The organism is Novosphingobium sp. GW821-FHT09E05, assembly GCF_059416165.1.
The window spans coordinates 2,246,789-2,270,663 of the sequence record NZ_JBWKOQ010000001.1 but is presented as its reverse complement, the minus strand read 5'-3'; the positions used below and the strand labels follow the sequence as shown (position 1 = coordinate 2,270,663).

General features: G+C 67.5%; 19 protein-coding genes and 1 tRNA gene. 10 read left to right on the top strand and 10 right to left on the bottom strand.

What is annotated here, in order from left to right; genetic code table 11:
- Window positions 1-217: 217 nt before the first annotated feature.
- Window positions 218-3,820, top strand: coding sequence for a DNA polymerase III subunit alpha (dnaE, locus tag AC07M9_RS10755; protein ID WP_494883654.1), 3,603 nt, complete (start codon window positions 218-220; stop codon window positions 3,818-3,820).
- A gap of 184 nt (window positions 3,821-4,004) precedes the next feature.
- A complete protein-coding gene (locus AC07M9_RS10750) occupies window positions 4,005-5,603 on the top strand; it encodes a long-chain fatty acid--CoA ligase (RefSeq protein WP_494883653.1) in 1,599 nt (532 codons plus the stop codon).
- Between the two features lie 21 nt (window positions 5,604-5,624).
- On the opposite strand, the gene AC07M9_RS10745 is transcribed toward AC07M9_RS10750, so the two are convergent.
- From AC07M9_RS10745 to AC07M9_RS10730, 4 genes are all read right to left on the bottom strand, one after another.
- A complete protein-coding gene (locus AC07M9_RS10745; protein ID WP_494883652.1) occupies window positions 5,625-5,894 on the bottom strand; it encodes a hypothetical protein in 270 nt (89 codons plus the stop codon).
- A 62-nt stretch (window positions 5,895-5,956) separates the two neighbouring features.
- Window positions 5,957-6,754, bottom strand: coding sequence for an enoyl-CoA hydratase/isomerase family protein (locus AC07M9_RS10740; RefSeq protein WP_494883650.1), 798 nt, complete (start codon window positions 6,752-6,754; stop codon window positions 5,957-5,959).
- A gap of 105 nt (window positions 6,755-6,859) precedes the next feature.
- Window positions 6,860-7,354 carry a hypothetical protein gene (locus AC07M9_RS10735; protein ID WP_494883649.1) on the bottom strand — a complete coding sequence of 165 codons (495 nt, stop codon included), beginning with the start codon at window positions 7,352-7,354 and terminating at the stop codon, window positions 6,860-6,862.
- 34 nt (window positions 7,355-7,388) lie between these two features.
- Entirely contained in the window at window positions 7,389-8,459 is a 1,071-nt protein-coding gene (locus tag AC07M9_RS10730; RefSeq protein ID WP_494883647.1) for a PA0069 family radical SAM protein, read from the bottom strand.
- A gap of 99 nt (window positions 8,460-8,558) precedes the next feature.
- Here AC07M9_RS10730 and AC07M9_RS10725 point away from each other — a divergent pair, with 99 nt between their 5' ends.
- The 3 genes from AC07M9_RS10725 (at window position 8,559) to AC07M9_RS10715 (ending at window position 11,356) form a co-directional block, all read left to right on the top strand.
- Window positions 8,559-9,149 (top strand): TetR/AcrR family transcriptional regulator, encoded by a 591-nt coding sequence (locus AC07M9_RS10725; protein ID WP_494883645.1) that lies wholly within the window; start codon window positions 8,559-8,561, stop codon window positions 9,147-9,149.
- A 118-nt stretch (window positions 9,150-9,267) separates the two neighbouring features.
- Window positions 9,268-10,113: a TauD/TfdA dioxygenase family protein gene (locus AC07M9_RS10720; RefSeq protein ID WP_494883643.1), complete on the top strand. Its 846-nt coding sequence runs from the start codon at window positions 9,268-9,270 to the stop codon at window positions 10,111-10,113.
- Window positions 10,114-10,285: 172 nt separating this feature from the next.
- Window positions 10,286-11,356, top strand: coding sequence for an acyltransferase family protein (locus AC07M9_RS10715; protein ID WP_494883641.1), 1,071 nt, complete (start codon window positions 10,286-10,288; stop codon window positions 11,354-11,356).
- Between the two features lie 99 nt (window positions 11,357-11,455).
- Here AC07M9_RS10715 and AC07M9_RS10710 read toward each other — a convergent pair whose 3' ends face one another.
- Complete coding sequence (locus AC07M9_RS10710) at window positions 11,456-12,679, bottom strand: NADP-dependent isocitrate dehydrogenase (RefSeq protein WP_494883639.1); 1,224 nt, start codon at window positions 12,677-12,679, stop codon at window positions 11,456-11,458.
- Window positions 12,680-12,824: 145 nt separating this feature from the next.
- On the opposite strand from AC07M9_RS10710, the gene AC07M9_RS10705 reads away from it, so the two are divergent.
- Window positions 12,825-13,586 (top strand): crotonase/enoyl-CoA hydratase family protein, encoded by a 762-nt coding sequence (locus AC07M9_RS10705; RefSeq protein WP_494883637.1) that lies wholly within the window; start codon window positions 12,825-12,827, stop codon window positions 13,584-13,586.
- Window positions 13,587-13,645: 59 nt separating this feature from the next.
- Here the strand turns inward: AC07M9_RS10705 and AC07M9_RS10700 are convergent.
- Window positions 13,646-13,720: transfer RNA gene (locus AC07M9_RS10700), tRNA-Val, on the bottom strand.
- A 132-nt stretch (window positions 13,721-13,852) separates the two neighbouring features.
- Window positions 13,853-14,227, bottom strand: coding sequence for a cell cycle two-component system response regulator CpdR (gene cpdR / locus AC07M9_RS10695; protein ID WP_494883636.1), 375 nt, complete (start codon window positions 14,225-14,227; stop codon window positions 13,853-13,855).
- A 147-nt stretch (window positions 14,228-14,374) separates the two neighbouring features.
- Here cpdR and AC07M9_RS10690 point away from each other — a divergent pair, with 147 nt between their 5' ends.
- Window positions 14,375-15,322 (top strand): N-formylglutamate amidohydrolase, encoded by a 948-nt coding sequence (locus tag AC07M9_RS10690; protein ID WP_494883634.1) that lies wholly within the window; start codon window positions 14,375-14,377, stop codon window positions 15,320-15,322.
- A gap of 288 nt (window positions 15,323-15,610) precedes the next feature.
- On the opposite strand, the gene AC07M9_RS10685 is transcribed toward AC07M9_RS10690, so the two are convergent.
- Together AC07M9_RS10685 and AC07M9_RS10680 are read right to left on the bottom strand one after the other, a co-directional pair.
- On the bottom strand, window positions 15,611-16,414 hold the full coding sequence (locus tag AC07M9_RS10685; RefSeq protein WP_494883633.1) for a SapC family protein: 804 nt from the start codon (window positions 16,412-16,414) through the stop codon (window positions 15,611-15,613).
- Between the two features lie 155 nt (window positions 16,415-16,569).
- On the bottom strand, window positions 16,570-17,997 hold the full coding sequence (locus AC07M9_RS10680) for an FAD-binding oxidoreductase (RefSeq protein ID WP_494883631.1): 1,428 nt from the start codon (window positions 17,995-17,997) through the stop codon (window positions 16,570-16,572).
- Between the two features lie 211 nt (window positions 17,998-18,208).
- Here AC07M9_RS10680 and AC07M9_RS10675 point away from each other — a divergent pair, with 211 nt between their 5' ends.
- The 3 genes from AC07M9_RS10675 to AC07M9_RS10665 all read left to right on the top strand — a co-directional run bounded on the left by AC07M9_RS10675 (window position 18,209) and on the right by AC07M9_RS10665 (window position 21,519).
- Complete coding sequence (locus AC07M9_RS10675) at window positions 18,209-18,820, top strand: hypothetical protein (protein ID WP_494883629.1); 612 nt, start codon at window positions 18,209-18,211, stop codon at window positions 18,818-18,820.
- Between the two features lie 156 nt (window positions 18,821-18,976).
- Window positions 18,977-20,497, top strand: coding sequence for a DEAD/DEAH box helicase (locus tag AC07M9_RS10670; RefSeq protein ID WP_494883627.1), 1,521 nt, complete (start codon window positions 18,977-18,979; stop codon window positions 20,495-20,497).
- 209 nt (window positions 20,498-20,706) lie between these two features.
- Window positions 20,707-21,519 (top strand): sugar phosphate isomerase/epimerase family protein, encoded by an 813-nt coding sequence (locus AC07M9_RS10665; protein ID WP_494883626.1) that lies wholly within the window; start codon window positions 20,707-20,709, stop codon window positions 21,517-21,519.
- 6 nt (window positions 21,520-21,525) lie between these two features.
- On the opposite strand, the gene AC07M9_RS10660 is transcribed toward AC07M9_RS10665, so the two are convergent.
- On the bottom strand, window positions 21,526-23,814 hold the full coding sequence (locus tag AC07M9_RS10660; protein ID WP_494883624.1) for an ATP-dependent helicase: 2,289 nt from the start codon (window positions 23,812-23,814) through the stop codon (window positions 21,526-21,528).
- Window positions 23,815-23,875: the final 61 nt, after the last annotated feature.

Below are 23,875 nucleotides of genomic sequence, written 5' to 3'. Positions count from 1 at the left end.
TCCGTCGTCCCCGCGAAGGCGGGGACCCCGCTTGTTCTTGTTCCGGCGCAAGGAAGCGGGGCCCCCGCCTGCGCGGGGGCGACGAGGATATTTAGGTGGGGGCCAGCTTAGCCAGCAGCCGTCCGTCCGAGCCTTGGCGGACCGATCGCCGCTAATCCCCCACGTTATCCCCAGCCCGCCCTTGATCGCCCCCATGGGCAGTGCATAGATTCCCACGATGGCCCATGCTCCCTTCGTACCGCTCCGCATCTTCTCCAGCTTCACCATGCTGGACGGCGCGATCGATCCGAAGGCGATCGCCAAGCTGGCCAGGGAGCGCAAGTTTCCCGCCGCTGCGATCTGCGACCGCAATGGCCTCTACGGCGCGCCGATCTTTGCAGGCGCGGCCAAGGGTGCGGGCGTGCAGCCGGTCATCGGCACGTTCCTCGCTGTCGCCCGTCCCGGTGTGCACACACAGGGACGGGACCTGCCGATCGACTGGCTCGCCCTGTTCGCGCAGGACGAGGCCGGCTGGCTGAACCTCTGCCACCACGTCAGCCGCGCGCACCTAGACAGGCCGCTGGAACTCGACCCGCATGTCAGCCTCGAATCGCTGCGCGGTTATACCGACGGCCTGATCTGCCTGACCGGCGGCGACGAAGGCGCACTGGCGCGGCTCTATGCGGCGGGCCGGCATGAGCAGGCCGAAAGCTACTGCGACACCCTGCAGTCGCTGTTCGGTGACCGACTCTACATCGAGATCACCCGCACCGGCGAGCCCGAGGAGGACGAGAGCGAGGAGGACCTGATCGCGCTCGCGTATCAGCGGGATATCCCGCTGGTCGGTACCAATCCCGCCCAGTACCCCGAACAGTCGTTCCACGCCGCGCACGACGCGCTGCTGTGCATCGCCAACTCGACCCAGATCGACGCGCCCGACCGCCCGCGCTCCTCCTCCGAACGCTGGGTCAAGCCGGTCGCGACCATGCAGGAGCTGTTCGCCGACCTGCCGGAGGCGCTGGCCAACACGCTCGTCGTCGCGCAACGCTGCGCCTATGCGCCGCCGAGGCGCAAGCCGCTGCTGCCCAGCCTCGCCGGCGACCGCGAGGGCGAGGCGCGCATGCTCGCCGACGATTCGCGCCGCGGCCTCGCCGCCCGGCTCGCGCCCTACTGGCCAGAGGTGACCGAGGCCGAACTCGACGAGGCGATGGCGCTCACCGGCGACGCGCGCGTCGCCGCCTACGAGGCCTTGCGCGAGAAAGGCGTGACGGAGGACTTCCTCGTTTACGCCGACCGCCTCGATTTCGAGGTCAAGATCATCGTCGGCATGGGCTTCCCGGGCTACTTCCTGATCGTGGCCGACTTCATCAAGTGGTCGAACGACAACGGCATTCCGGTCGGACCGGGCCGTGGTTCGGGCGCGGGCTCGGTGGTCGCCTGGGCGCTGACCATCACCGGCCTCGACCCGCTCAAGCTGGGCCTGCTGTTCGAACGCTTCCTCAACCCCGAGCGCGTCTCGATGCCCGACTTCGACATCGACTTCTGCGAAACCCGGCGCGGCGAGGTGATCCGCTACGTCCAGGCCAAGTACGGCGGCGACCACGTCGCGCAGATCATCACCTTCGGCAAGATGAAGGCCCGCGCGGTGCTGCGCGACTGCGGGCGCATCCTGCAGATGAGCTACGGCCGCGTCGATTCTCTCTGCAAGATGGTGCCCAACCATCCGACCGACCCCTGGACGCTGACCGAGACGATCAACGGCCGGAAGGCACACGGCGTCACCAAGGACGGGCCGGTGCCCGAGTTCCGCCGCGAATACGACAGCGACCCCGACGTGCGGCGCCTCGTCGACCTCGCGGTGCAGCTGGAAGGCCTGCCGCGCAACTCGTCCACCCATGCGGCGGGTGTGGTCATCGGCGACCGTCCGCTGGCGCAGCTGGTGCCGCTCTACCGCGACCCGCGCTCCGACATGCCGGTGACCCAGTTCGACATGAAATATGTCGAGGACACCGGGCTCGTGAAGTTCGACTTCCTCGGCCTCAAGACGCTGTCGGTGCTGCACAAGGCGGGCGAGCTGCTGGCGCGGCGCGGCATTACCATCAACCTCTCGACGCTCGGCTGGGACGACCCCTCGGTCTACGAACTGCTCAAGCGCGGCGACACGGTGGGCGTGTTCCAGCTGGAATCGGAAGGCATGCGCCGCACGCTGGCGGCGGTGAAGCCGACCAACTTCGGCGACATCATCGCGCTCGTCTCGCTCTACCGTCCGGGCCCGATGGACAACATCCCGCTGTTTGGTCGCCGCAAGAACGGCCTCGAAGCCATTGAATATCCACACGAAAAGCTCTCGGTGATCCTGGGCGAGACCTATGGCATCTTCGTCTACCAGGAGCAGGTCATGCAGGCCGCGCAGATCCTGGCGGGCTACTCGCTGGGCGACGCCGACCTGCTGCGCCGCGCGATGGGCAAAAAGGTCCAGGCCGAGATGGACGCCCAGCGCCAGCGTTTCGTCGAAGGCTGCAAACGCGAATCGGACATCGAGGCGGCCAAGGCCAACGAGCTGTTCGACTTGATCGACAAGTTCGCCGGCTACGGCTTCAACAAGTCGCACGCCGCCGCCTACGCGCTGCTCGCCTACCACACGGCGTGGTTCAAGGCGCACTACCCGCACGAATTCTACGCTGCCGCCATGTGCTTCGACATGCACCAGTCGGAAAAGCTGGCGATCTTCGTGGACGACGCGCGCCGCAACGGCATCGAACTCGCCCCGCCCGACATCAACAGGTCGGAGGCCGAGTTCATCGTCGAGGAGACGGCGGAGAGCCATGCGGTGCGCTATGCGCTCGCCGGCATCCGCAACGTCGGCGAGAAGGCGATGGAAGCGATCGTCGCCGAGCGCATGGCGAACGGCCCGTTCGAAAGCCTCGACGACGTGTTCCGCCGCGCGCCCGCTGGCTCGATGAACCGCCGCCAGCTCGAAAGCCTCGGCGCGGCCGGCGGCTTCGACACGCTGGAGCCCAACCGCGCCAAGGTGCTCGCCAACGCCGACACCCTGCTGGCCGAGGCCGACCGCTCCTCGCGCGAGCGCAATTCCAGCCAGCACGGCCTGTTCGGCGGCGAGGAGCACGCCGAACAGGGCCTGCGCCTCGTCGATGCCGAGCCGTGGAGCCGCACCGACCAGATGGCCAGGGAGCGCGAGAACTTCGGCTTCTACTTCGCCGCGCACCCGGTCGAGCAGTACCGCGCGGTGGCCTCGGCCAACGGCGCGCGGACTTATGGCAGCCTCATGGCAGGCGGCGGCGGGGGCGGGCGTACGGGCGCGGTCATGGCGGCGATGGTCGAGAACGTGCAGCGCCGGAAGACCAAGCGCGGCAAGGACTTCGTGCTCGCCGACTTCTCCGACCAGTCGGGCAACTTCTCCGCCTCGTGCTTCGAGGAGAGCATGGTCGAGAACTTCGTCAAATGGGCCAAGGACGGCACCTGCATCCTGCTCAACGTCGAACTCGATTCGCCCAGCGTTGACGAGCCGCCCCGCGTCACCGTGCGCGGCGGGCGGCCGCTCGCGGAGGTCAAGGCCGACGCGCGCATGGTGCTCACGCTCGACATAGACCGGATCGACGCGGTGCAGGAACTCGCGCTGCTGATGCGCCCGGGTGCCAGGGGCAGCGGCGAGGTGATTGCGACGCTGCACCTGGGGCAGGGGCGCGAGCAGAAGATCCGCCTCGGCCGCGACTTCGCGCTCGACGGCGAGTTCGCCGAGCAGCTGCAGAGCGTGGCGGGCATCTCGAACGTCTCGCTCACCGCCAAGCGCGGTCCGGAAGGCGTGCGGCTGGCGGCGTGAGCCTCCTTGTGAAAAGCCCGTCGTCCCCGACCTGATCGGGGACCGCTGGCAAGGCCGCACCACCTTGCGGCGAGGCTGATGCCTGCCGGCCCGCTCCTGCTGCCGTTGTCCCGAATTTACAATCCGCTTTGTTCAAAAGGGCGCATAGCTTCTTGCGCGATGTCGCCGAGCGGGAGAAGCTGCGGTGCTGGGTGGGATGCAGGACTGGGAGTTGCGGGTCTCGGGCCTGATCGACCATGCCGCGCGCGCGCATCCCTCGCGCGAGATCGTCACCGCCTGGGCCGACGGCACCCGGACGCGAACCAACTGGTATGACCTGCGCTGCGACGCGCTGCGCACGGTGCAGGCGCTGCGCCGGCTCGACATCTATCCCGAGGACCGCGTCGCCACGCTGGCGATGAACCACGGGGCGCATCTCGCCAGCTGGTTCGGCATCACCGGGGCGGGCTGCGTGCTCCACACCGTGAACCCGCGGCTGTTCGACGACCAGCTCGACTACATCGTCAATCACGCGGCCGACCGGGTGCTGATCTACGACGTCGCCTTCCACCCCATCGTCGAGCGCATGCGCCCGCGCTGGCCGTCGATCGAGCACTACATCTGTTTCGACGACCCCCGGTACGCCGTCACCTTCGCCGACTGGATCGCGGTCGAGGACGGCGATGCCTTGTGGAGCCCCGGCGACGAGCGGGGGCCGTGCATGCTGTGCTACACCAGCGGCACCACCGGCGACCCCAAGGGCGTGCTCTATTCGCACCGTTCGAACGTGCTGCACACGCTGGCGATGCTCCAGCCCGCCTGCCTCGGGATCGAGCCGCGTTCGTGCGTGCTGCCGGTCGTGCCGATGTTCCACGCCAACAACTGGGGCCTGCCCTGGGCCTGCGCGGCGACGGGGGCGAAGATGGTCTACAGCCAGGTCGCCGACGCCGCCGTGCTCTGCGACCTGATCGCCGCCGAGCAGGTCACCCACGTCGGCGGGGTGCCGACGGTGTGGTTGGCGATGTTCGAGCATATCGAGCGCACCGGCCGGGACATGCCCGCGTTTCAGATGGCGCTTTCTGGCGGTTCGGCGGTTCCGGCCAGCGTGGTCGAGCGGCTGATGCGTGCGGGCGTGCGCGTGGTCCAGGCCTGGGGCATGACCGAAACCTCGCCGATCGCCACGATCACGTACGAGCCTCCCGAATGGAACGCGATGACCTTCGACGAGCAGGTCGCGTGCAAGTCCCGGCAGGGCCGCCCCGTCTACGGCAGCGAAGTGCGCGCCGTTTCGCTCTCCGATCCCCCGAGCGAAGCGCCGCGGGACGGCAGGACGCCGGGCGCGCTGCAGGTCAGGGGCGCATGGACGATCAAGCGCTATTTCGAGGCGGACGAGGACACAGTCGGCCGCGACAACTGGTTCGACACCGGAGATGTCGCCGCGATCTCGCCGGACGGCGTGGTGCGTCTCACCGACCGCACCAAGGACCTTATCAAGTCGGGCGGTGAATGGATCAGTTCGGTCGAGCTGGAAAATGCTGCGGTCGCGCACCCGCAAGTAATGGAAGCCGCCGCCATCGCCGTCGCGCATCCGCACTGGGTCGAGCGCCCATTGCTGGTCGCGGTCCGCCAGCCCGGCAGTGCACTATCCGCCGAAGAACTGCTGGCGTTCCTCGTCGAGCACGTCCCGCGCTGGTGGCTTCCCGACGGCATCGCGTTCGTCGATGCGTTGCCGCACACCGGCACCGGCAAGGTCAGCAAGAAGGACCTGCGCGCGCGGTTCCGGGACTATCGCCTGCCGGAGTGATCCACCCCGGCAGGCAGGCGCTTACTTGTTGGTGCTGACCGCGTTTTCGGCGGCGTCGCCGACCTTGGTGGCGGCACTGCCGACATCGCCGGCGGCTTCCGCGATGGCGTTGTCCTTGCGGCTCTCGCTCGAGTTCTGGGTGAAGAGGTAGATACCGCCCACCACGACAACGAGCAGGATCAGCGCCATGATGATGCCCATGCCGCTGCTCGAGCGCGGGCTTTCGTGGATGATCGTGGTGTGCGTCGCCGGGGCGTCGGAAGGCGGGGTGACTACGGTTTCGTCTGCCATGCTAAGCTCCTGTCCATTGTGTTTCTTGGCGGGAGCAACGCGCGTGGAGGCGAGGGGTTGCGTCAGCGGTCCCTGTACTGCGGCGGCCGCCGTTCCCGGAAGGCGGCGACGCCTTCCTCGAAATCCTCGCTCATCAGCATCATGACCTGCTGGCGGTCCTCCAGTGCCATGGCATCGGACAGCGAGCGCGCGTCGAGGTTGCGGTTGATCGCGTCCTTGGTGAGGCGCAGCCCCATCGGCGCGTTGGCGGCCATCTCCTCCGCGAGTGCAAGCCCGGCATCGAGCAGGTCTTCCGGGGCCACCACCTCGCTCAGCAACCCGCACGCCAGCGCCTTGTCGGCGGTCATGAAGCGTCCCGTCAGCATGTACTCCGAGGCGATCGAAGCGCCGACGAGGCGCGGCAGGAAGTAGCTGCAGCCGAGGTCGCAGCCGCCGAGGCCGACTTTGATGTAGGCCGCGTTCATCCGCAGGTCGGGCGTGCCGAACCGCACGTCGCTCGCCAGCAGCAGCGAGAAGCCCGCCCCGCAGGCCGCGCCGTGGCCGAGCCCGATGATCGGCTGCGGGCAGGCGCGCATGAGTTCGAGCAGGCCGGCGATGGCGCGCTGAAGTCGCCAGTAGTGCTGCAGGGTCCCGCGCGAGCCGTCGTTAGCCCACCCGCCGAGGTCGAGCCCGGCGCAGAACGTGCGGCCCTGCGCGCGCAGCATGACGACGCGCACGTCGATCCGGTCGGTGAGCCCTGCGAAATAGTCACGCAGCGCGAAAGTGACCGGCTCGTCCAGCGTGTTGAGTGCCTGCGGCCGGTTCAGCGACACGATCTCCACCGCGCCCCTCCGCTCGATCAGGATGGGGTCGTCTGCCATGGCTGTCCCTTGCGTCATTGCGGCGGACCCTCGGGCGGCGGGCAGGGGAGGGCAAGTCCTGGAGCGGCGGGGGCGATTGCCCCGCCGGGAAGTCGGAGCGGTGGGTCAGGCCGCGATGCGGACCTGATCCGGCTCGCCCACGCGGATGTGGACCTGGTAGTAGTATTTCTCGGTCGGCCTGCCATTGGCGAAGAACGTGATGCGCACCTGCCGGGCCACGCCGCGCACGATCACCCGGTGGCCGTTCAGCCGCTTGCGGATCTGCGCGAGGTCGGTGGTCCGGGCCAGCGACTGCATGGCGTCGGGGGTCATCGCCACGGTCAGGCAGTTGCGGTCGCGGTAATCGCTTTCGGAATTGAGGTAGAACAGCCCGTCCTGCTGCCCGACATCGACGACCGGCATGTCGAACGTGCCCGCGACGCCGCCCTTGTTGCCGAGGTAGGACGCATACGTCACCGCCTCGATCGCCGACATGCATCCCGTCTTGCATGAAGGGGCGGGCAGGCCGCGCGGCGGGCCCTGGTTGGAGATCGTCACTGTCTGCACCGGAGCGGGCGTTGCCGCCGCGACGGCCAGGATCGCAAGAGCTGCCGGGATCATCGTCGCATGCCTCCTCGAAACGTCGGTTGCGAGGCTATAGCAGCGAGAGTTGACCGTCCAGCGACGGCCGGCGGAACTGCGCGGCGTCGAGCGCGATGCGCGGGCCGGTCATGCCGAGGCGCGTGGCGGCGATACGGAAGCGGGCGCGGAACAGGTCGGCCCAGACGCCTTGCGGGCGCATGCGGGTGAAGAATTCCGGGTCGTTGTCGCGCCCGCCGCGCATCGAGCGGATGGTGGCCATGACCTTGCCCGCGCGGTCGGGGAAGTGGGCGTCGAGCCATTCGCGGAACAGCGGCGCGACCTCGTGCGGCAGGCGCACGATGATCCACGTAGCCGAGAGTACGCCCAGCGCCGCCGCTTCCTCGAGGATCGCCTCGAGGAAATGGTCGGTGATCGCTGGAATCACCGGCGCGACCGAGACGTGCGCGGGCACGCCCGCCTGCGCCAGCCGACCCAGCGCGGCCATCCGCTTGGCCGGAGAGGTCGCGCGCGGTTCCAGCTTCTGCGACAGCACCGGATCGAGGCTGGTGACCGAGATGCCGACATGCACGAGGTTTCGCGCCGCCATCTGCTCCAGCAGGTCGAGGTCGCGCAGCACGCGGTCGGACTTGGTGGTGATCGTAACCGGATGGCCGACTTCGAGGCACAGTTCGAGCACTTCGCGGGTGATGCGGTAGCGCGTCTCGATCGGCTGGTAGGGGTCGGTATTGGTGCCCATGGCGATCGGCGCGGGCTTGTAGCTTGGCTTGGCCAATGTCTCGCGCAGGAGCTTCGCGGCGGTCGGCTTGGCGAACAGTTTCGTTTCGAAATCGAGGCCGGGCGAGAGATCGTGATAGGCGTGGCTGGGCCGGGCGAAGCAGTAGATGCAGCCATGCTCGCAGCCGCGATAGGCGTTGACCGAGCGGTCGAACCCGATGTCGGGCGAGGTGTTGAACGAGAGGATCGAGCGTGGATGCTCCTCGGTCACGGTGGTCTGCGGGTGGCGGCCGGGGCCGTCGACCACCTCGGCGTCGTCGAGCCAGTCGCCGTCCGCCTCCCGGGCGGGGAGGTTGAAACGGGTGCTTGCCGCGCTGCTCACCGCGCCTCTGCCTTTGATCCTTTCCATGAGTCGCTTATGAACAAAAAGGGAACAAAAGTCAATCCGCCGTTCGCCGGTTGATCTTCCATCCCCGCGCCCCTAGGCCCGTCGCAAAGGGGAAATACGATGGCAGGCGCAGCGCGCAGGGTCGGAGCCGAGACGTCCGCGACGCGGGCGCTCATCGTCGAGGCGACCAACCAGCTGATCCGGGACGAGGGCTACGCCTCCGTCAGCACCCGCCGCGTCGCCGCCAGGGCCGGGCTCAAGCCGTCGCTGGTGCATTACTATTTCCCGACCACCGACGACCTCTTCGTCGAAGTCTCGCGCCAGGGCGCGGCCGAGAGCGACCGGATGATCGAGGCGGCGCTGACCTCCGAAGACCCGATGCGCGCGCTCTGGCAGTTCTTCGCCGACACCAGCCGCACCGCGATGGCGCTCGAATTCATGGCGCTGGCCAACCACCGCCCCGCCGTGCGCGAATACATGGCCGGGCACAGCGAGGCGATGCGCGCGCGGCAGGTCGACATCTTCCGCCGCATCCTGGGCGAGCGCATCGACCGGCTCGAGGGTTTCGACGCCGCGGGGCTCAGCGTCATCCTCGCCGGGATCGGCCGCGCCATCGTGATGGAGGAGGGGCTCGGCGTCAGCACCGGCCACGCCGAGGCCATGCGCATCGTCGAGACTTGGCTCGAACGCCTTGCCCCCGCGAAGGACTGAGGTAGGCGATACCGCGCTGGCGGTGCCTTATGTGGGCCTTAACCTTCCCTTACGGCAGGGGAATGTGGTAACGGTGTTCTCATATCCGATCGCCGACCCGATAATGGGAGAGTCCACAATGTCCGTCGAAACCGCGACCAAGCTCAAGGTCGAACACGTCAAGCCGAAGATCGGCAGCCGCATCCTGAACACGAAGGAAGAGCTGCTGTCGGGCGAACTCGGCCCCCAGCTGCGCGAGGAACTGGAAGCGCGCGGCATCCTCGTCTTCCCCGAAATCCACTTCGATGACGCCGAGCAGATCGCCTTCACCAAGACGCTGGGCGAATATGCCGCCGAAGGCGCCGATGGCGCGCCGAGCAAGATCACGCTCGACGTGAAGGAAAACCCGGCCGCCGCCGAATACCTCAAGGGTTCGCTCTACTGGCACATCGACGGCACTCGCAACGAAGTGCCGATCCTGGCCTCGCTGCTCTCGTGCAAGGTGCCGAGCCCCAAGGGTACCGGCAACACCGGCTTCTCGAACACCTACGCCGCCTACGAGGCGCTGTCGGACGAGGACAAGGCCAAGTACGAGGACATGCGCGTGCTGCACGGCCCCTGGGCCTCGCTGTTCTACTACGAGCCCGAGCCGAGCCTTGCCAAGCTCAAGGGCATGCAGGGCATCGGCGAGAAGGTGCTGCCGCTGGTGTGGAAGCACAAGTCGGGCCGCAAGTCGCTGGTGCTGGGCTGCACCTGCCACCATGTCCTCGACGTCGACCACCTCGAAAGCGCGCGGATCATCCATGGCCTGCGCGAATGGGCGACCTCCGAGGACTTCACCTATAGCCACGAGTGGTCGGTAGGCGACCTCGTGATCTGGGACAACACCGGCACCATGCACCGCGCCGAGGCCTACGATCCCACCTGCGGGCGCATGATGCACCGCACCAAGCTCGAAGGCGAGGAGGCCTGGGCCGTCGATTGATCCGACTGCCTCTGCCCGCAACGACACCACCGGCGCCGTCCTCGAAAGAGGGCGGCGTTTTCGTTCGGCGGCGGATAGACCGCATGCGTAGCAACCCCTCCGATACGGATGCAATTAACGCGAAAGAAACCACTTCCCTTTAACGCTTCTGGCTCGGTGGGGGCTGAAGTGCATGACGTATCAAGATGGCGGCGCGGAACTGGTCTGGCCGAACATGGCCAAGACCGCTTGCATCATCCTCGTGGTGGTGATGCATTTCGGCGAGCGCATCGCATCCCTGCCGCTGGCCCACCACTATCCGTTTGCGGACGCCTGGCATTCGATCAACTGGTTCCTGCGGCCAATGCGCATGCCGCTGTTCTTCCTCGTCTCCGGGATCATGGCGTCGAATTCGATCCTGCGGCCGCACGCGCTGACCGCGCGAAACCGGCTGACGCGGCCGCTTTACCTTTATCTGCTATGGGGTGCGATCTACCGGCTGCTCATCCCCGAGGGCGAGGGTGGGGCCTGGGCGGATATGTCCATTCTGGACCATGCGTTCTTCGTGACGGCGCTGATGTCGTCCTCCTGGTACATGGCGGCGCTGGGCATATTCTACCTGTTTTCCAAGGCGACGCTGAAGCTGCCGCTTGCCACGGTGCTGATCGCCTGCGCGGTCATGTCGCTGGCGGCGACGCTCATCTGCCCCTATTTCGCCGGAAATCCGACGAACATGCTGCGCTGCGCGATCTTCTTCGTCGCGGGGGTCCGCATGAAGACGCGGCTGCTCACGTTCGTCGAGGGCATGACCGCCCGGCGCACGATTGGCCTGTGCGCCGTCTATGTCGTCGGCTCGCTGATCTGCGTGAAGCTGAAGATATTCCTGCTGCCGGTGGACGTGCTGGGCGTCGCGTCCGGCGCCGGACTGTGCGGATTGCTGGCCCGGGGCCTTCCGGCGCTGGCGCGGCCGGCCAGTTGGCTGGCGCGGCGTACGCTGCCGATATACCTGCTGCACTTCCTCGCGATGCCGCTCCTGGCGAGCGCCACCGCGATCTGGGCGGCGCCGCTGCTGGGCTGGGTCTGGGCCGGGTTCGCCTATCCGGTCGCTGGCGCCGGGGTCCTGGTGCTGTGCTCGCTCGCGGCACATGCCGTGCTGCTCCGCGCGAGCGGCGCATGGCTGTTCGACCTGCCACGCTGGGTCGATGCCCTGAGGGCGAAGCCGGTAGCCGCGCCGGAAGCGGAGCCGCTGAAAATGGCGGCCTGAACCTTTCGCCCCGACGCAAAGAAGCCCGCCGACTCGTCCGAGCCGGCGGGCTTCTTTGTGGTCTCAGGCCGGCAGCGCTTCCGCTGCCGGCTTAGCGGATCAGGCCCAGTTGGCCATTTCCGCGTCGAGGTTCTCGACAATCGCTTCGAAGAACTGCTCGGTGGTCATCCAGGACTGGTCCGGGCCGATCAGCAGCGCGAGGTCCTTGGTCATCTTGCCGCTCTCGACGGTCTCGATGCAGATGCGCTCGATCGTCTCGGCGAAGCGCACCACGTCGGGGGTGTTGTCGAACTTGCCGCGATAGATCAGGCCGCGCGTCCACGCGAAGATCGACGCGATCGGGTTGGTCGAGGTCGACTTGCCCTGCTGGTGCTGGCGGTAGTGACGGGTCACGGTGCCGTGGGCCGCTTCCGCTTCGACGGTCTTGCCGTCGGGCGAGAGGAGGACCGAGGTCATCAGGCCGAGCGAGCCGAAGCCCTGCGCCACGGTGTCCGACTGCACGTCGCCGTCGTAGTTCTTGCAGGCCCAGACGAACTTGCCCGACCACTTGAGCGCCGAGGCGACCATGTCGTCGATCAGGCGGTGCTCGTAGATGATCCCGGCGGCCTTGAACTTGTCCGAGAAGCCTTCGGTCTCGAACACTTCCTGGAACAGGTCCTTGAAGCGGCCGTCATAGGCCTTGAGGATGGTGTTCTTGGTCGACAGGTACACCGGCCAGCCGAGGTTGAGGCCGTAGTTGAACGAGGCGCGCGCGAAGTCGCGGATCGATTCGTCGAGGTTGTACATCGCCATGGCGACGCCCGGAGCCGGGAAGTCGAACACGTCGAGGTCGATCTTCTCTCCGTTGTCGCCGTCCCACACCAGGCGCAGCTTGCCGGGGCCCGGGATCAGGGTGTCGGTGGCCTTGTACTGGTCGCCGAAAGCGTGGCGGCCGACGACGATCGGGTCGGTCCAGCCCGGAACCAGGCGGGGCACGTTCGAGATCACGATGGGCTCGCGGAAGACGACGCCGCCCAGGATGTTGCGGATCGTGCCGTTGGGCGACTTCCACATCTTCTTGAGGCTGAATTCCTCGACGCGGGCTTCGTCGGGGGTGATCGTCGCGCACTTGACGGCGACGCCGAATTCCTTGGTCGCGTTGGCGGCGTCGATGGTGATCTGGTCACCCGTCTCGTCACGCTTCTCGACCGAGAGGTCGTAATACTTGAGGTCGATGTCGAGGTAGGGGAGGATCAGTCGTTCACGGATCCACTGCCAGATGATGCGGGTCATTTCGTCGCCGTCCATCTCGACGACGGGGTTCGCAACCTTGATCTTAGCCATTCAAAAACACTCCCCTGGGGTGAGAATTGCCGCCGTCTCTAGGCAGCGTGGGCGCGCATGGCAAGGCCATGGCGGGGCGGATATCGGCTTTACAGGCCGGGCCTGTCCCTCCAGCCTGTCACTAATCGCAGGAGAGGAGCGACGGATGGAAGACGAGGTGCTCGTTGCCGAGCGCGGCAGCGTGCTGGAAGTGACGATCAACCGGCCGGCCCAGCGCAATGCCATGACCAGGGCGGCGGCGCAGGCGATCGGCGCGGCGATGGATGTCCTGGATTCGCGTGGGCACCTGCGCTGCGCTATCCTGACCGGGGCAGGGGGAAGCTTCTGCTCGGGCATGGACCTCAAGGGCTTCCTGCGCGGCGAGCTGCCGGTCGATGAACGCGGCGGATTCGGGGGCATCTGCACCTGGACGCCGGTCAAGCCGATCATCGCCGCGGTCGATGGCTTGGCGCTCGCGGGCGGGTTCGAACTGGCGCTCGCCTGCGACCTCATCGTCGCGGGCGCGGATGCGCGTTTCGGCATCCCCGAAGTCAAGCGCGGGCTGGTGGCGGGCGGCGGCGGGGTGGTGCAACTGCCCCGCCTGCTGCCGCGCCCGCTGGCGATGGAACTGGCGCTGACGGGCGAGCCGATCTCGGCTGGGCGCGCGCTGGAACTGGGGCTCATCAACCGCGTCACCCACGGCCCGGCGATAGAGGCGGCGCGGGAACTGGCGCACGCCATCGCCGCGAACGGCCCGCTGGCGGTGGCGGCGTCGAAGGGAATCGTGCGCGATTCGTGGCTCTGGCCGCTGGACGACCTCAACACCCACCAGAACGCCTACGTCGCGCCGGTCTTCGCGTCGGAAGATGCTCGCGAAGGGGCGCGGGCCTTCGCCGAAAAGCGCGCGCCGGAGTGGAAGGGGCGCTGAGGCCAAAGGGCAAGAAAAAGCCCGCCGGGTCACAGGGACCGGCGGGCATTTTTACGGAATGGTGGGCGTAGCAAGGATTGAACTTGCGACCCCTACGATGTCAACATAGTGCTCTACCACTGAGCTATACGCCCATTCCATAATGGTTCCCGTCAGCGAGCCGCCGGTGACCATTCGAGCGCTCCGACCGGGTGTCCCCGCCGGAGGACTGGCCCTTTAGCCTCGGGTTTTTCCCGTGGCAAGCGCCTTGATGAGAAAAATTTCAGTCAGAGCGTGGCGTGCTCGGTCAGGCCGAAAATGCGCTGCACTTCCAGCACGATGTCGCGCAGGTGGAAGGGCTTGGACAGAACCTTGGCCTGCGGGGCTTCGCGACTGGCGCGCAGGGTCACGGCGGCGAAGCCGGTGATGAACATGACTTTCGTCTTCGGCGAAATCTCGGCGCACTTCTGCGCAAGCTCGATGCCGTCCATCTCGGGCATGACGATGTCCGAGAGGAGCAGGTCGAAATCATCGTTCTGGAGGTGGGGAACCGCCGCGGTGCCCCGATCCACTGCGACGACGCGGTAGCCGGCGTTTTCGAGCGCCCGCGCAAGGTAAGTGCGCATGGCGTCGTCATCTTCGGCGAGGAGAATGCGGATCATCGCTGGGTATCCAATTGTAGTGCGTGCGACGCGTCGTGTTATCTGAGGCCGCCATAGCGCACCACCCGTTAAAATTCTTGTCCGATTTGACCCTGACCGGGATCGGGACGCTTTGACACGATCGCCCGAAGCGCACAGCGTCGGGCCATGATCGACCAGCCGGATGAGAGTGATTCGCAACAGGAGCGAGGGGGACGAATCCCCGGCGCTCCGGGGGCGGCGGCCTTTGTTCTGACGGCGCGGGAAGCGTCCGCGATCCCGGTGGTGATCGCCGCGCCGCATGGCGGGCGAGTCTATCCGCCGTCCCTGACGCGCGAATTTCGCCATGCGCCGGATGCTCTCCTCAGGCTGGAGGACCGCCATGTCGATGAACTGGCGCGGCGTGTTGCGGAGGCCACCGGAGCGAGCCTGCTGATCGCCCATGCGCCGCGCGCGATGGTCGACCTCAACCGCGCGATCGACGACATCGACTGGGAGATGGTCGAGCGCGGCGCGCATCCTGCCGGCGGCCTGCCGATGACCAGTCGGCGCGCCCGCAGCGGCCTCGGCCTGTTCCCGCGCCGGTTGGCGGGGCTGGGCGAACTGTGGCGCCGCCGGCTCGGCGCGGCCGACCTGGCGGACAGGATCGACGGCATCCACGAGCCGTATCATCGCGCGCTCGACGCCGAATTGACCCGGCTGCGGGAGCGATGGGGCGCGGCGTTGCTGATCGACCTGCATTCGATGCCGCCGCTCGGCACGCGCCCCGGCGTGCCGAGCGCGCAAGTGGTGATCGGAGACCGATTCGGCGCCAGCTGTCACGGCAGCGTCGTGGCGGCGACATTTGCGCACTTCGCCCATTGCGGGCGCGAGGCGGGGCACAACCGGCCCTACGCCGGTGGCTACGTGCTGGAGCGACACGCGAACCCGCGCCAAGGCATCCATGCCCTGCAGGTCGAGATCGACCGCAGCCGGTATCTCGATCCCGCTCTCGTCGAGCCGGGCCCTGGGATGGCGGGAATGATCGAGGATCTGGCGCAGCTGGTCCGGTGCCTGGCGCCGGTGGTGGCCGATCTGGGACAGGACGCCGGTGCCTGGCCGCTCGCAGCGGAGTAAGCTTTCCGGCAGGCCGGGCATCCGCGCACTGGGGACATTAAAAAACCACCTCGCGCGATGCGCGAGGTGGCCAAGGTTCAGGGAGGAGGTGCATCGAAATGCACCAACCCGAACGGGCCATGAGGGTAGCGCCGGCCGGGCAAGACCTACATACGCACCCCTCGGCAGATATTCAAGCGATTCGTCATGACGAGCTGATAAGAAATGTCCAGCGATGTATGAGCGGCGCTTGGAGAATTGGGCGGGACTGTGACAAAAGTGTCATAACCCCGCCCTGTCGATGGTGAATCAGGCGTTCACGCCGGGTGCGGCATCCGCCGCCTGCGTGGGCAGATTGGGGACCTTGCCCTGCGCTGCCTGGCGGCTGAAGATGTCGCGCACGAGGTCGAGCGAGAACAGGTGCGCGTAGATGAGCGGCAGCAGGCCGTTCTGGTTCCAGGTACGCAGCACGTCGCCGCGCACTTCGCGCAGCTTGTTCTCGTCGACCATCTGGAAGCCGCGGTAGTTGAACGGCGGCTGGCCGTTGCCGAGGTCGATGTTCAGCTCGCCGTCCATCAGCAGCTTGTGCTTGGTCAGCTCGGCCATGAACTGCGCGGTCTTGGTGCCGGCGATCTCGAAGTTCTCGCAGAACTTGAGCATGTTGGTGGTGGCGTCGCTGGCCTGGCCGTCCTCGGTGAACAGGGGCTGGCCCTCGTCGAGTTCGCCGACGAGGTCGCTGGTGGGATCGACGCAGAGCGAAAGCTCATCCACGTCGGCGCGCAGCTTGGCGAGCATGAAGGGATAACGCCGCGCATAGGCCGGGACGTAGATCGGGTCCTTCACGGTGCCGTCGTCCTCGACGAAGACGTTCACGCCCTCGTTCATGCCCATCAGCACGAGCGGGATCGGGTCCGCACCGGCGGTGAAGATGATCGGGAAGTTGCGCTGGGCCTGCGGGAATTCCTCCACCGTCAGCGGCACCGAATTGATCCCGGCGAGCCAGGTCGCCTTGTCGGTCGCCTTGGTCTTCCACGTCGCATGCTGCTGCGAATTGAGCGGAATGAGGTCCTTGTAGAACAGGGGCAGGGCAGGATTCTGAGGCGCGCTGGCCATTGCGATACTCTCCGCGAGGTGGGGCAGTCTGTGAAGCCGCCCGCTTTAGTGTCTCGGTTACGACGGCGCAAGCACGGCGGCCCGCCGTTCCGGGGGATTCGTGCAGGCGCGCATCGAAAGGCCGTCGCCCCCGCTCAGGCGGGGACGACCTGTCCTCACACCAGCTTGCCGGGGTTCAGCAGCCCCTGCGGATCGAGCGCCTGCTTGACCGCGCGCATCATCGACAACGCCACCGGATCGCCCAGCCGTGCGAGTTCGTCGCGCTTGAGCTGGCCGATGCCGTGCTCGGCGGAGATCGAGCCGCCCCACTGGGTCACGAGATCATGCACGCGGCGGCTGATCGTCTTGCCCTCGTTCGCGTTCCAGGCGGCGCCATCGGCCGCGGCCACGGCCGGGGCGATGACGTGGTAGTGGACGTTGCCGTCGCCCAGATGCCCGAAGGCGATCGCCTCGGTTCCGGGGAACTCCGCTTCGAGCATCGGCGCGGTGGTTTCGACGAACCGGGGCATCAGCTCGACCGGGACAGAGATGTCGTGCTGCACGGCAGGGCCGCGCGCGCGTTCCGCCGCAGGGACGGTCTCGCGGATCAGCCAGAACGCCTCGGCCTGGCTCTCGCTCGCCGACATCGCGGCGTCCTCGAGCAGGTCGCGCTCGAAGGCGTCGGCCATCATCGCCTCGCAGCGATCGCGCAGGGTGGGCGCGGAGGCGCGGTCGGCGACGACCTCGATCAGGACATGCCAGGCATGGCGTCCCTCGAGCGGCGCGCGGATCGCGGGCTGGTAATCCTTCATCGCGTCGATGCTGGCCTGGGGCATGACCTCGAAGCCTTCGAGCGCCTCGCCCGCCATGTCGTCGCAGTGGAGCAGCAGCGTGCGCGCGGCGGGCAGTGAGGAAACGCCGGCCCAGATCACCACGCGCTCGGCGACGGCGGGCAGCAGCCGCAGTGTCGCGGCGGTGACGATGCCCAGCGTCCCTTCCGAGCCGATCAGCAGCTGCTTGAGGTCGAAGCCGCGGTTGTCCTTCTTGAGCGGGGTCAGCACCGAGTATACCTGCCCGTCCGCCAGCACCGCCTCCAGCCCGAGCACCAGCGCGCGCATCGAGCCGTGCCGCAGCACCTGCGAGCCGCCCGCATTGGTGGAGATGAGCCCGCCCACCGTCGCCGAACCCTTGCCGCCCAGCGTCAGGGGAAAGCGCAGGTCCTGCGCCTCGGCCGCCTCGTGCAGGGTCTGGAGCACGACGCCGGCCTCGCAGGTGACGCGCCGGGCCTCGATGTCGATCTCGCGGATCGCATTCATCCGGCGCAGCGAGAGCAGCAGGGCTTCGCCGCTCTGGTCCGGCGTGGCGCCGCCCGACATGCCCGAGTTGCCGCCCTGCGGCACGATCGGCACGCCATGCTGCGCGCAGAGCTGCACCAGCGCTGACAGTTCGCCCACGTCGGCGGGCGAGGCGAGGGCGCAGGCGCGGCCGGTGAAGCGTCCACGCCAGTCGGTAAGCCAGGGGCCGAGCAGCTCGGGGTCACGCGTCAGGCCGCGAGGGCCGAGCAGGGCGGATGCCTCGTCGAGGAAGGGGGAGGATGCGGTCATGGCGCCCGATATGGCACAAGGCGAGGGCGGTTTCACCCACCTGAGGCCATGCCCTCGTTAAAGAGGCGTCGCTTCTCGCGTTGCACAAATGCATCGCTTCCTTTCCGGAGCGATGCCGGAGGGTTAAGCCCGGGTTCAAGCTCTTGCCGTATGGCGGACATGTCGGCATCCCCAGGCACCAGGGGCCGACATCCGGGACATATGATCGAGAATGAATTTCGTCTCCACCTTGCTGTATCCCATCTTCCTGCTCTTTCCGGCGGCAGGCGCGAGCGATGTCGCCTCGCGCCCTGACGACGCGCGCGAGCAGGCGGCCGAGGTGGGCGGCGTGGTGCCGGCCGAAGCCCATGTCTGGCCGCAGGTGGAAATTCCCGGATTTCCCGCCGATTCGCCCTATGCCGCGCGCCTGATCTTCGACGCTTTCCCGCAGGACGCGCGGCAGGTGCGCATCGAGCAGCGCGTCATCATCCGCATCACCCCGCGCTCGGGTGCGCGGGTGGCCCCGGAGATGTTCATGGGCATGCCCGGCGGCGAGGGCGTGCCGCAGTTCACCGAGCGCAAGATCGGCAAGTGCCTGACGATCGCGGGCATCTCCAGCGTCCGCCCCGACCGCGCCAACCGCCTGCTGCTGTTCATGCGCGACAGCCGTGTCGTCAGCGCCGAACTCGACCGTTCGTGCCGGGCGCGCGACTTCTATTCGGGCTTCCTGCTCGAGCGCAGCGACGATGGCCGCGTCTGCGTCGATCGCGACAACCTGCTCTCGCGCAGCGGCATGAGCTGCAAGCTCACCCGCATCCGCGAACTGGTCGAACAGGATCACTGAGCTCCCGGGCCGAACGAGTGCGCGGAATTCCTTGACTTTCAGGGCATTTCCCGCAAAGGGCGCACTGTCGCGCAACAGGTGTCTCCGACGGGCTGATGTTCCGTCCGGCTCCATGTCGCCCCATTGACCAAGTTTTTCCGGAAAAACCAAACGCCTATGAGCTTTGCCGATCTCGGCCTGTCTGACGAATTGCTCCAATCGGTCGAGGCCGCCGGTTATACCGAGCCGACTCCGATCCAGGCGCAGACGATTCCGCCCGTGCTGATGATGAAGGACATCATCGGTATCGCGCAGACCGGCACCGGCAAGACCGCGGCCTTCGTGCTGCCGATGATCGACATCCTCGGCCATGGTCGCCGCCGCGCGCTGATGCCGCGATCGCTGATCCTCGAGCCGACGCGCGAACTCGCCGCGCAGGTCGCCGAGAACTTCGAGAAGTACGGCAAGAACCACGACCTGAAGATGGCGCTGCTGATCGGCGGCGTGCAGATGGGTGACCAGCTCAAGGCGCTGTCCGCCGGCGTCGACGTGCTCATCGCCACGCCGGGCCGCCTGATGGACCTGTTCGAGCGCGGCAAGATCATGCTCACCGGCTGCGAACTGCTCGTCATCGACGAAGCCGACCGCATGCTCGACATGGGCTTCATCCCCGACATCGAGACGATCTGCTCGAAGCTGCCGGCCAATCGCCAGACGCTGCTGTTCTCTGCCACGATGCCGCCGGTCATCAAGAAGCTGGCCGACCGCTTCCTGACGAACCCGAAGTACATCGAAGTCGCGCGTCCGGCCTCGAACAACACCAGCATCGTCCAGCACAAGGTTGCGGTGTCCTCGCGCGGCAAGCGTGAAGCGCTGCGCCAGATACTCAAGACCGACAACGTCACCACCGCGATCGTTTTCGCCAACCGCAAAACCACTGTGCGCGAACTGGCCAAGAGCCTGAAGAGCTACGGTTTCTCGGCGGGCGAGATCCACGGCGACATGGACCAGGCATCGCGCAACGCGGAACTGGAACGCTTCAAGGCCGGTGAGATCAGCATCCTGTGCGCTTCCGACGTCGCCGCGCGCGGGCTCGACGTGAAGGGCGTGAGCCACGTCTTCAACTTCGACACGCCCTGGCACCCGGACGACTACGTCCACCGCATCGGCCGCACCGGCCGCGGCGGCGCCACCGGCCGCGCCTTCACCTTCGTCGCCCCCGAGGACGCCGAGGCGATCGCCAACGTCGAGAAACTGACCGGAGGTCCGATCCCGATCTACGACCTCGCGCTGGGTGAAACCACCGAAGCGGGCGCCGAAGCACCGGCCCGCGAAAGCAAGCCGAAGCGCGGCGAAAAGCCCGCGCGCGAGGAAAAGCCCAAGCGCGAACCGCGCGCCCGCCGCGCGCCTCGCGCCGACGTGGAAGCGCCGGAACCGGCCGAAGTCGCCACGCAGCCCGAAGCGGCCGCACCGGTGGCGGAACGCCCCGAACGCGCGCCTCGCGCTGAACGAGCCCCCCGCGCCGAACGCGCACCTCGTGCCCCGCGCGCCGAGCGGGCGCCGAGCAGCGAACCCGCCGCCGAACGTCCCACCGAGAAACGCGCCCCCGCTCGCCGCGCACCGGCACCCGCGGCTGCCCGCGACGATGCGTGGAACGGCCCGATCCCGAGCTTCCTCAACGTCTCGGCGCTGTTCTGAGATAACACTGCGTCCGGGTGATCCCGGTCGCGGCGGCCTCAGCACCAAACCCTCGTCGTCCCCGCGCAGGCGGGGCCCCGCTTGTTCCTTTCAGGTTATGGCGTGACGCAAGGAAGCGGGCCCCCCGCCGCCGCGGGGGCGACGGAGTAGGTCGTTCAGTTCTGTAAATTGGGGTTCTTCCCCGCCCGGACACCCTCTAGTCTGCTGGGATGAGCTTCACCCCGGTCCATCCCCGCCTCTCCGTCAGTGTAGTCTGCGCCGCGCGCTGGCCGCTCGAACGCACGCTCGGCCTCCTGCGTCGGCTCGGCGTCGGCGCGGTGTCGCTGACCCTGGCGCGGCTGGGCGACCAGCCTGAGGACGCCATCGCGCTGGTGCGCGACAGCGGGCTTGCGGTGGCCTCGATCGGCACCGGCGGCGCCTCGCTGATCGACGATGCCCAGGCCACCCTCGCGCACCTGCGTCCCCTGATCGACACGGCGGCAGCGCTCGGCTGCGTTAACGCCTTCACCGTCTCCGGCGCCGCACCCGAGCACATGCCCACCGACGAGGCGTTCGACCGGTTGACCGCGATGATCGGCCTCGCCAACGGCTATGCCATCCAGTCCGGCGTCAGGCTGGCGGTCGAGCACAATTCCATCGCCACGCGGCAGCTGGGCTTCGTCGGCTCGCTCGCCGACGCCTGCGAACTGTCGCGCCGCGCGGATACCGGCGTCGTCGTCGAACTGCAGAACTGCTGGTACGAGCGCGACCTGCCGCGCCTGTTCCGCGAGAACCACGAGCGTTTCCTGATCGTCAACGTCAGCGATTTCCGCCTCGGCGAGCCGCTTGCCTTCAACCGCCGCGTGCCGGGCGACGGCTCTATCCCTCTCGAATGGCTGCTGGGGGAACTGCTGGAGGCGGGCTACGCCGGGCTGTTCGACCTCGAATTCCTCGGCCCCGCTATCGAGGAGGAGGGCTACGAGCCGGCCATCACGCGCGGGGTCGACTGGCTGGCGGAACGACTGGCCAAGTGGGGTGTGTGACTGCGTTCAGGCAGGCTTGACGAAGCTGTCGATCACGCGCTTGCGCCCCGAATGCTCGAAGTCGATCTCCAGCTTGTTGCCTTCCTGCGCGGCGATGGCGCCGTAGCCGAACTTCTCGTGGAACACCCGGTCGCCCACGCCGATGTCGGCGCGGGGCTTGGCGGCGAAGCTGGCGGCGCTGCGAGTGCTTTCGGCGACGCGCTTGGGCTTGGTGTCGAACTCCTGCGCCGCCGCGCGCTGCCAGCCGGGGCCGCGCGTGACGATGCGCGACGGCTGGATGCGGGCGACGTCGGCGAAGGGATCGCCGTGCTCCGACCACTGCGCGCGCCACAGCGAGGCTCCGCCCGACAGCGTGGTCTCCGCTTCCACATGATCGTCAGGCAGTTCGGCGATGAAGCGCGAGGGGATCGAGCTGGTCCACTGCCCGTAGATGCGGCGGTTGGCGGCGTGGAGGATCGTGCATTTCCGCCGCGCCCGCGTGATCGCGACGTAGGCGAGGCGGCGTTCCTCCTCTAGGCTGGCGAGGCCGCCTTCGTCGAGCGCGCGCTGCGAGGGGAACACGCCTTCCTCCCAGCCGGGCAGGAACACGTTGTCGAATTCCAGGCCCTTGGCGGCGTGCATAGTCATGATCGTGACCTTCTCCTCGTCCGCCGCGTTCTCGTTGTCCATGACGAGGCTGACGTGTTCGAGGAAGTCGCCGAGGCTTTCGTATTCCTCCATGGCGCGCGCGAGTTCGACGAGGTTTTCGAGCCGCCCGGTCGCCTCGGCGGTCTTCTCCGCCTGCAGCGCGTCGGTATAGCCGCATTCGTCCATGACGGTGCGCAGGAGGTCCGAGGGCTTCTCGGTGGCGGAAAGGTCGCGCCAGCGGGCGAAGTCGCGCATCAGCGAGAGGAAGGTGTTGCGGGCGCGCGCCGGTAGCTCATCACTGTCGGCGATCTCGATCGCGGCGGCCGTCAGCGGGATGCCGCGCCGGCGGGCGAGGGTATGGATGCCCTCCAGCGCCTTGGCGCCGAGGCCGCGCTTGGGGGCGTTGTAGATGCGTTCGAACGCGAGGTCGTCCTGCGGCTGGGCGATGACGCGCAGGTACGCCAGCGCGTCGCGGATCTCGGCGCGCTCGTAGAAGCGAAAACCCCCCACGATGCGGTACTTCATGCCGATCGCAATGAACCGGTCCTCGAACTCGCGCGTCTGGTACTGCGCGCGCACGAGGATCGCGATCTGGTCGAGCGGGGCGCCTTCGCGTTCCAGCCGCTCGATCTCGTCGCCCACGCGGCGCGCTTCCTCCGGGCCGTCCCAGACGCCGACGACGCGCACCTGCTCGCCGGCGTGGCGCTCGGTCCACAGCGTCTTGCCGAGGCGCTGGCTGTTCTCGTTGATGAGCCCCGACGCCGCGCCGAGGATCTGCGGGGTGGAGCGGTAGTTCTGTTCCAGCCGGATCACCTTGGCGCCGGGAAAGTCCTTCTCGAAGCGCAGGATATTGGCCACCTCGGCGCCGCGCCACGAGTAGATCGACTGGTCGTCGTCGCCCACCACGCAGATGTTCTGTCGGCCCTGCGCGATCAGGCGCAGCCACAGGTACTGGACCTGGTTGGTGTCCTGGTACTCGTCCACCATGACGTACTTGAAGCGCTGCTGGTACTGCTCGAGCACGTCGCGGTGGGTGCGCAGGATGTTGAGCATGTGGAGCAGCAGATCGCCGAAATCGCAGGCGTTCACGGCCTTCAGCCGGTCCTGGTAGAGCTGGTAGAACTTCTGGCCCTTGCCGTTGGCATAGGCCTCGCTCTCGCCCGCGTCGATGTCGGCGGGGTTGAGGCCGCGGTTCTTCCAGCGGTCCAGCAGCTGCGCGAGCTGGCGGGCGGGGAAGCGCTTTTCGTCCACGCCCTCGGCCACGATCAGCTGCTTGAGCAGGCGTAGCTGGTCGTCGGTGTCGATGATCGTGTAGTTCGATTGCAGGCCCACCAGTTCGGCATGGCGGCGCAGCATCTTGGCAGCGATCGAGTGGAATGTGCCCAGCCACGGCATGCCCTCCACCGCCGGGCCGATCAGGTGGCCCACCCGCTCGCGCATCTCGCGCGCGGCGCGGTTGGTGAACGTGACGCAGAGAATCTCGCTCGGCCAGGCGAGGCGATTGCGCACGAGGTGGGCAAGCCGGGCAGTCAGCGCGGCGGTCTTGCCGGTGCCGGCCCCCGCCAGCATGAGCACCGGCCCCTCGGTAGTCAGCACCGCTTCGCGCTGGGGTGCGTTGAGGCCCTCGATCAGGGCCTCGGGAGAGGGGGGGGATTGCAGATTGTTCACCGTGAACAACTAGGGAACGGGACGGCTCGGTGCAAGCCCGGTTCGTCGCACGCACGGAACA

Bases quoted from the DNA above. Each gene is read 5' to 3' on its own strand.
- AC07M9_RS10670 (WP_494883627.1), top strand. From the start codon at position 18,977: ATGAGCTTTGCCGATCTCGGCCTGTCTGACGAATTGCTCCAATCGGTC.
- dnaE (WP_494883654.1), top strand. From the start codon at position 218: ATGGCCCATGCTCCCTTCGTACCGCTCCGCATCTTCTCCAGCTTCACC.
- cpdR (WP_494883636.1), bottom strand. From the start codon at position 14,227: ATGATCCGCATTCTCCTCGCCGAAGATGACGACGCCATGCGCACTTAC.
- AC07M9_RS10725 (WP_494883645.1), top strand. From the start codon at position 8,559: ATGGCAGGCGCAGCGCGCAGGGTCGGAGCCGAGACGTCCGCGACGCGG.
- AC07M9_RS10690 (WP_494883634.1), top strand. From the start codon at position 14,375: ATGATCGACCAGCCGGATGAGAGTGATTCGCAACAGGAGCGAGGGGGA.
- AC07M9_RS10685 (WP_494883633.1), bottom strand. From the start codon at position 16,414: ATGGCCAGCGCGCCTCAGAATCCTGCCCTGCCCCTGTTCTACAAGGAC.
- AC07M9_RS10710 (WP_494883639.1), bottom strand. From the start codon at position 12,679: ATGGCTAAGATCAAGGTTGCGAACCCCGTCGTCGAGATGGACGGCGAC.
- AC07M9_RS10680 (WP_494883631.1), bottom strand. From the start codon at position 17,997: ATGACCGCATCCTCCCCCTTCCTCGACGAGGCATCCGCCCTGCTCGGC.
- AC07M9_RS10735 (WP_494883649.1), bottom strand. From the start codon at position 7,354: ATGATCCCGGCAGCTCTTGCGATCCTGGCCGTCGCGGCGGCAACGCCC.
- AC07M9_RS10705 (WP_494883637.1), top strand. From the start codon at position 12,825: ATGGAAGACGAGGTGCTCGTTGCCGAGCGCGGCAGCGTGCTGGAAGTG.
- AC07M9_RS10740 (WP_494883650.1), bottom strand. From the start codon at position 6,754: ATGGCAGACGACCCCATCCTGATCGAGCGGAGGGGCGCGGTGGAGATC.
- AC07M9_RS10720 (WP_494883643.1), top strand. From the start codon at position 9,268: ATGTCCGTCGAAACCGCGACCAAGCTCAAGGTCGAACACGTCAAGCCG.
- AC07M9_RS10675 (WP_494883629.1), top strand. From the start codon at position 18,209: ATGAATTTCGTCTCCACCTTGCTGTATCCCATCTTCCTGCTCTTTCCG.
- AC07M9_RS10665 (WP_494883626.1), top strand. From the start codon at position 20,707: ATGAGCTTCACCCCGGTCCATCCCCGCCTCTCCGTCAGTGTAGTCTGC.
- AC07M9_RS10730 (WP_494883647.1), bottom strand. From the start codon at position 8,459: ATGGAAAGGATCAAAGGCAGAGGCGCGGTGAGCAGCGCGGCAAGCACC.
- AC07M9_RS10745 (WP_494883652.1), bottom strand. From the start codon at position 5,894: ATGGCAGACGAAACCGTAGTCACCCCGCCTTCCGACGCCCCGGCGACG.
- AC07M9_RS10715 (WP_494883641.1), top strand. From the start codon at position 10,286: ATGACGTATCAAGATGGCGGCGCGGAACTGGTCTGGCCGAACATGGCC.